Source organism: Pedococcus sp. P2_A3, assembly GCF_056405035.1.
The window spans coordinates 1-6056 of the sequence record NZ_JBFUCW010000046.1 but is presented as its reverse complement, the minus strand read 5'-3'; the positions used below and the strand labels follow the sequence as shown (position 1 = coordinate 6056).

The 6056-nt window shown below is 69.9% G+C and carries 6 protein-coding genes; 1 reads left to right on the top strand and 5 read right to left on the bottom strand.

What is annotated here, in order from left to right; all coding sequences use genetic code 11:
• Positions 1-162: 162 nt before the first annotated feature.
• On the bottom strand, positions 163-708 hold the full coding sequence (locus AC1DX8_RS21065) for an O-acetyl-ADP-ribose deacetylase (protein WP_477631913.1): 546 nt from the start codon (positions 706-708) through the stop codon (positions 163-165).
• A gap of 76 nt (positions 709-784) precedes the next feature.
• On the bottom strand, positions 785-1921 hold the full coding sequence (locus AC1DX8_RS21060) for a calcium:cation antiporter (protein WP_477631912.1): 1137 nt from the start codon (positions 1919-1921) through the stop codon (positions 785-787).
• 71 nt (positions 1922-1992) lie between these two features.
• Between AC1DX8_RS21060 and AC1DX8_RS21055 the strand changes: the two genes are divergently transcribed.
• Positions 1993-2820, top strand: coding sequence for a DUF1028 domain-containing protein (locus tag AC1DX8_RS21055; RefSeq protein WP_477631911.1), 828 nt, complete (start codon positions 1993-1995; stop codon positions 2818-2820).
• 164 nt (positions 2821-2984) lie between these two features.
• Here the strand turns inward: AC1DX8_RS21055 and AC1DX8_RS21050 are convergent, their stop codons facing one another.
• From AC1DX8_RS21050 to AC1DX8_RS21040, 3 genes are all read right to left on the bottom strand, one after another.
• The gene (locus AC1DX8_RS21050; protein ID WP_477631910.1) at positions 2985-3401 is read right to left on the bottom strand and encodes a PLD nuclease N-terminal domain-containing protein; all 417 of its coding nucleotides are present in this window, start codon (positions 3399-3401) and stop codon (positions 2985-2987) included.
• A gap of 108 nt (positions 3402-3509) precedes the next feature.
• The gene (locus AC1DX8_RS21045; RefSeq protein WP_477631909.1) at positions 3510-5228 is read right to left on the bottom strand and encodes a glycoside hydrolase family 13 protein; all 1719 of its coding nucleotides are present in this window, start codon (positions 5226-5228) and stop codon (positions 3510-3512) included.
• A gap of 63 nt (positions 5229-5291) precedes the next feature.
• Positions 5292-6056 (bottom strand): HNH endonuclease signature motif containing protein (locus tag AC1DX8_RS21040; RefSeq protein ID WP_477631908.1); only part of this gene is annotated, 765 nt, incomplete at its 5' end.

The following is a 6056-nucleotide window of genomic DNA, read 5'->3' as shown; positions in this document are numbered from 1 at the left end:
CCACGAGTACAACCACCACCGACCCCACACCGCCTGCGAGAACAAGCCACCCATCACCCGCTTGACCAACCTGTCAGGTCAGTACAGCTAGCAAAGGAAACTCGTTCGCGGACAGGTTGCACCGTGTCCATCAACCACGAACGTTTGCTAGCAAAGGTTGCTTCAGGGGGCGAGGGCGGTCTCGAAGTTGCTCAGGGTCAGCTGGCTGAAGAGCACGAACCGCACCAGCTCGATGCCCCCAGCCGCGCCGTCGCCACCCGCGGGCTCGGTGTCGAGCTCTGCCCGGACCGCCTCGACGGCGATCTGCGCCACGTCGGCCGAGTCCCAGCCGTAGACCCCGGCGCTCACGGCCGGGAACGCCACGCTGCGCGCCCCCACCTCGCGCGCCACCTGCAGGCTCCGGCGGAAGCAGGACGCGAGCAGGTCGGGGTCGGTCTGACCGCGGTGCTTGTTCGGTCCGACGGTGTGGATCACCCACTGTGCCGGCAGGTCGCCCGCAGTGGTGGCCACCGCGTCCCCGACCTCCAGCCCGTCCGGATGGGTGGTGCTCCGCAGCCGCCGGCAGGCCTCCAGCAGCCGTGGCCCCGCTGCGGCGTGGATGGCGCCGTCGACGCCACCGCCACCGAGCAGTGCTGAGTTCGCGGCGTTGACGATGGCATCGACGTGCTGGGTCGTGATGTCCCCCAGGACGGCTTCGATCGTGACCATCCACCCACGGTATGCCGCGCGGACAGCTCAGTCGCGCGGCATACGGCGTGGGTCAGCCCACAGTCAGGACCCTGACCTAGGGGTTGACGGCGAGGAAGACGAACGCTGCGAGGAGCACGAGGTGGACGCCACCCTGCAGCCGCGTAGCGCGCCCCGGCACCACGGTGAGGACGCTGACCACCACGGTCAGCGCGAGCAGCACCATCTGCACCGGGCCGAGGCCGAGCAGCAGCGGGCCGTCGAGCCAGATCGAGGCGATCGCGATCGCCGGGATGGTCAGGCCGATGCTGGCCATCGCCGAGCCGAGCGCGAGGTTGAGGCTGGTCTGGATGCGGTTGCCCCGGGCCGCGCGGGCCGCGGCGAGGGTCTCGGGCAGCAGCACGAGCAGCGCGATGACCACCCCGACGAACGACTGCGGGAACCCTGCTGCGGCGACCCCTGACTCGATGGCCGGCGACTCGACCTTCGCCAGACCGACCACCGCGACCAGCGAGACGAGCAGGAGCCCGAGGCTGGTCCAGGTCTCGCGGTCCGTGGGCGGGTCGGCGTGCTCGTCCTCGAGGGGCTCCCCGTCGTGGGCGACCGGCAGGAAGAAGTCGCGGTGCCGCCGCGTCTGGGTCGACACGAACATGCCGTAGAGCGCGAGCGAGATGACCGCTGCGAACACCAGCTGCGAGCTCGTGAACTCCGGTCCCGGCGCGCTGGTCGTGAAGGTCGGCACCACCATCGTCATCACGGCCAGCGTCGTGACCGTCGCGAGCGCAGCCCCGGTGCCCTCGGCGTTGAACGAGATGAGCCGGTACTTCACCGCGCCCACGAAGAGCGACAGCCCCACGATGCCGTTGCAGGTGATCATCACCGCCGCGAACACCGTGTCGCGGGCCAGTGACGCCGTGTCCTTGCCGCCGCTGATCATCAGGGTGACGATCAACGCCACCTCGATGATCGTGACCGCGACGGCCAGCACCAGCGAGCCGAACGGTTCGCCGACACGGTGCGCGACGACCTCGGCGTGGTGCACGGCGGCCAGCACGGCAGCGGCCAAGGCCACCGCCACGACGATCACGGGGAGGGTGCCGAGGTGCCGGCCCCAGGTCAGCACCAGCGCGACGACGGCGATGAGTGGCGCGACGGTGGTCCAGGTGAAGCGAGTGCTCAGAGTGCTTCGGAGAGTGGTGCGGTTCGAGGGGGTCCTGGTCGTTTTCGCGGCCATGGGGCATTCTCGCAGGTGGGGGGTTCGCCCTACTAATCGCTGATCTGCTCACCCCTCACTACGGTCGACCCATGACCTTCTCGATCGTCGGCCAGGTCGGTGACGCCTTCGGGGTCGCCGTCGCGAGCAAGTTCCCGTTCGTGGGCGCGGTGGTGCCCGAGGTGCGACCGGGCGTCGGGGCCGTCGCCACCCAGGCCATGGCACGCGTCGCCTACCGCTCCGTCGCCCTCGACGCCCTCGCGGGCGGGGCCGACGCCGAGGAGGCCGTCACGGCCTGCACCACCCCCGACGACGACCGGGCGCACCGGCAGCTGGGGGTCGTCGGTCCCGACAGCCAGGCCACCTACACCGGCGACTCGTGCCTGGACTGGGCCGGTGGTGTCAGCGGCCGCGACGCCACCGGGGGCTACGCCATCCAGGGCAACATCCTCACCGGACCCGACGTCGTCTCCGAGATGGAGGCGGCCTGGCTGGCCTCAGTGGGCAAGTCGCTCACCGACCGGCTCATCGCCGCCCTGCTCGCCGGCGACGCAGCGGGCGGCGACTCCCGCGGGCGCCAGGGCGCGGCCCTGTATGCCGTGCAGCCAGGTGCGGGGTACGACCACTGCGGGGTGCTCGCGGACCTGCGGGTCGACGACCACGAGGACGCGCCGCAGGAGCTGGCCCGCCTCCTGCGGATGAACGACCTCATCTTCGGCGGCCCCGAGGACGTCCGTCCGCTCACCGGCGACCTCGCCGACGAGGTCGCGGTCCGGCTCTCGGAGCTCGGCTACTCCGGCGACCTGTCGACCGCCTTGACGACGTGGGCGGCCGAGGCGAACTACGAGATGCGGATGTCACCCGACGGCATCGACGCCAAAGTGCTGGAAGCGCTGCGCGCGGCCACGCCTGACGCCTAGCCCCCGCAGCGGCTACTCAGCTCCAGGGCGGCGCCCAGGACGTGCAGCCGAGGACGCGCAGCCCATGACGTGCCGCCGAGGGGCGCGCCCATGACGTGCAGCCGAGGGGCGCGCCCATGACGTGCCGCCGCCCGTGGCGTGCAACCGCGCGAGGACGCCGCCGGTCAGTCGCTTGCGTCGGCGATGGACCCGGGGTCCTGCTTGGCCTGCCGACGGCGCTCGCGCTCCTCGGCCTCGAGCCGCTCCCGTTCGAGCCGCTGGCGCTTGGCCTCGCGAGTCTGCGCCTCCGCGCGCTCGCGCACCTTCCGCAGGAACTCTGCGTCGTCATCGGGGTTGGTCGGCACGAACCGCCCGGGTCGCTCGTACTCGGGGTACGCCGATCCCGTGTTGCCCTTGTACGGCAGGCTCCGCTGCGGCGTCTGCGGTCGACCGGCCACGAGCCACGCCACCGCACCGACGACCGAGGTGATGAGCACCACGAAGATCCAGGTCACCTTGGGCAGGTTCCTGATCCGGGACTCGTCGGTCATGATCACGTCGAAGAGGCAGTAGATCCACAGCGCGGTCCCAAGGATCCCCAACCCGAGTTCTGCTCAAATCACGCGGCGATCGTGGCACAACGACGTCACCCGAGGGGGCGAATTGGGTGGATCTCGACTGATCTCCGGGTGCCGGCCACGCGGCATACCTCAGCGCTTGAGGATGCGCGCCTCCCACGGGCGGAGCGTCGCGGTGGGCGAGGCCGGCTCGTCGAGGTTGCCCAGCAGCAGGGTGGCCGACTCCCACCCGTCGAGGTCGACCGTGCCATCCGCGCCGACCTCGGCGAGGTCGAGGTCGGCGCCGGAGAAGTTGGCCAGCACCAGCAGCTCGGTGCCCTCGTGCGACCGGGTGAACGCGTAGAGCGTCTCGTGGTCGGGAGCGAGCAGGTGGAAGTCGCCGTGGGCGACGGCCGGCTCGGTGTGCCGCAGCTCGATCACCCGGCGGTAGTGGTGGAACACCGAGTCGTCATCGGCGACCGCTGCTGCTGCATTGATCGCGAGGTAGTTGGGATTCGTTGCAGCCCAAGGCTTTCCGGTGGTGAAGCCGGCATTCTCCGAGTCGTCCCACTGCATGGGGGAGCGCGCGTTGTCGCGGCTGCCGAGCCTCAGGTTGACGAGGATCTCCTCGACGTCGCCGCCGGCCCCCGAGGCCAGTCGGTAGTAGTTGACCGACTCGATGTCGAGGAAGTCGTCGGCCGACGCGAAGGGCACGTTCGTCATGCCGAGCTCCTCGCCCTGGTAGACGTACGGCGTGCCACGGTGCAGGTGCAGGACCGTGCCGAGCAGCTTCGCCGACGCCACCCGGTGCTCCGGCGCATCGGAGCCGAACCGTGACACCGCCCGCGGCTGGTCGTGGTTGTTCCAGTAGAGCGAGTTCCAGCCAACCTCGGCCAGCGCGTCCTGCCACCGACCGAGCGACGCCTTGAGGTCGCGAAGGTCGACCCGGCTCCGGTCCCACTTGTGGGCGCCGATGTCGAGCCCGACGTGCTCGAACTGGAACACCATGTCGACCTCGTGCCGCTCCGGGTCGGTGTAGAGGATCGCGTCCTCGACGGTCACCCCCGGCATCTCGCCGACGGTCAGCAGCTTCTCGGTGCGCCCCGCGAAGACCTGCGCGTGCATCTCCTGCAGGAACTCGTGGATCCGCGGCCCGTTGAGGAAGTGCGGCGTCCCGTCACCGAGGTGCGGGGTGGTCGGGAGCGGCTCGCCGTCCGGCAGCGAGGTGACCTTGGAGATCATGTTGATGACGTCCATCCGGAACCCGTCGATCCCGCGGTCGAGCCACCAGCGCATCATCGCGTAGACCGCCTCGCGCACCTCCGGGTTCTCCCAGTTGAGGTCGGGCTGCTTGCGGCTGAACAGGTGGAGGTAGTACTCGCCGGTGGCCTCGTCGAGCTCCCACGCGGGCCCGCTGAAGAACGACTCCCAGTTGGTCGGCTCGGCGCCCTCCTCGCCGGCCACGTGGCCGTCGCGGGCGGTCCGCCACCAGTACCAGTCGCGCTTCGGGTTGTCCTTGCTCGACCGTGACTCGACGAACCACGGGTGCTCGTCCGAGGTGTGGTTGACCACGAGGTCCATGACGATGCGTATGCCGCGGGCGTGCGCCTGCGCGATCAGCTCGTCGACGTCGGCGAGGGTGCCGAAGGTCGGGTCGATGTCCTGGTAGTCGGCGATGTCGTAGCCGTTGTCGTCCTGCGGGCTGGTGTAGATCGGGGACAGCCAGACCACGTCGACGCCGAGCCGCTGGAGGTAGTCGAGCCGGCTGATGATGCCGGGCACGTCACCGATGCCGTCGCCGTCGGAGTCCTGGAAGCTGCGCGGGTAGATCTGGTAGACGACGGCTTCGCGGAACCACTGGTCATCAGTCATGACCGGAGTCTTCCGACCGACGGGGTCCCCGGCAAGCGGGTCTTGCGAAGGGCCATGGCTCGGTCATGTCCGCCTGCTGATGGTGACTCGTTTCCTGCCGTCGGGTTCTCGGGTGATTCGGTGGTGGAATCCGGAGTGGTGGACGCGGCGGTGGTGGAACCCGCACAGGGGGACTGCTTTGTCGAGGTCGGTCGCGCCACCCGATGCCCAGGGGTCTTGGTGGTGTTGCTCGGTCCAGGCGTAGGGGCGGTCGCAGTCGTCGGCGGCGCAGGAGTCGTAGGTCAAGGCGAGGGCGACCCGTTGGGCTTCGGTGAAGAAGCGTTGGGTGCGGCCGAGGTCGAGCAGCTGGGACTGGCCGTCGAGCACGGCCGGGACGATCCCTGCGCCGCAGGCCAGCCGGCGTGCTTCGGAGGCGGACAGGTCGTGTCCGGTGTCGAGGTGCGCGGCACCGAGGGATGCCTTGAGGGTGTCGTGGTCGAGGGTGACCAGCACGGTGGCGTTGACCTTGCCGGAGAGGTGGTCGGTGGGCAGGTGTTCGAGSAGCTCGACGAAGGCCCGGCCGTACTTCTGGGACCAGTCGAGGTCTTCGGCSCGGAATGCGTTCCAGGTCGCCTCGGCCACCTGCTCGGCGCTCAGGTCCGCGCCGKCCGCCGCTGCCTTGAGCTTGGCGTCCTTGGCTGCCTGSTGGGCGAACCGGCGTGGTGAGGCGATCTGCTGGATCACCTTGGTGAGGATCTGYCCGGCGAGGGTGGGGACGGTGAAGTGCCCGGTGGTGGTGCCGTCGTGGTTGTCGTGCAGGGTCAGCCTGGTCGCGGCCAGCGCGCGGTC

Bases quoted from the DNA above. Each gene is read 5' to 3' on its own strand.
- AC1DX8_RS21055 (WP_477631911.1), top strand. From the start codon at position 1,993: ATGACCTTCTCGATCGTCGGCCAGGTCGGTGACGCCTTCGGGGTCGCC.
- AC1DX8_RS21045 (WP_477631909.1), bottom strand. From the start codon at position 5,228: ATGACTGATGACCAGTGGTTCCGCGAAGCCGTCGTCTACCAGATCTAC.
- AC1DX8_RS21065 (WP_477631913.1), bottom strand. From the start codon at position 708: ATGGTCACGATCGAAGCCGTCCTGGGGGACATCACGACCCAGCACGTC.
- AC1DX8_RS21060 (WP_477631912.1), bottom strand. From the start codon at position 1,921: ATGGCCGCGAAAACGACCAGGACCCCCTCGAACCGCACCACTCTCCGA.